This is a genomic window from Chryseobacterium sp. CG10_8, assembly GCF_058117085.1.
In genome coordinates, this window is sequence record NZ_JBYVEB010000283.1 from 1 (window position 1) to 564 (window position 564).

Consider the following 564-nt stretch of genomic DNA (forward strand, 5'->3'; position numbering starts at 1 on the left):
CGAAGAATATTCAAATTTTCAATTTGAGTATTCAAGCCCGCTTTTGCTAATACACTGTTATCGGCAGTTTTTATTGAAAATGTTTATGAAATTTAATCTTTTTTTTTGTGTATAGAATTAATAACACTTGAAAAAGCAGATTATATCTAGGGTATTAGTGTTATAGAGAATACTTTTATTCATTCAATTTTTCATAGAAATGGTTAAGTTTTTCATTAAGTATTATTCTTGGTTTTTGAAAGAGTTTGTTTGTAATTATAGTTTTATATTCTGCTTTTCCATTTTCGAAATCATAATTTAAATCAAGTTTTCCATCTTCATATTTGTAATCTCCTTTGCCATAAAATTTACTTTCATAGGTTCCATCTCTGAAAAGTGTTAATGTGTCTGGTTTATGAGGCGCTTCAACACAACAATGAGGATTATTAAAATTCATATTTACATATTTTCCATAAATATTTTCTTTTTTTAATTGAAAATTCATATTGATTAGAATCACAATCCCAATAATTAAAAAAATGATAATTGACAGTGCTTTTTTCATAAAATTGCCGATAACGAAAA

At 25.0% G+C, this 564-nt stretch carries 1 protein-coding gene; it reads right to left on the reverse strand.

Features of this window, described 5'->3' with window-relative positions; all coding sequences use genetic code 11:
• Window positions 1-175: 175 nt before the first annotated feature.
• Window positions 176-564, reverse strand: a 389-nt coding sequence (locus AC4AGG_RS16755) for a hypothetical protein (protein WP_489773162.1), incomplete at its 5' end; no start/stop codon positions are given.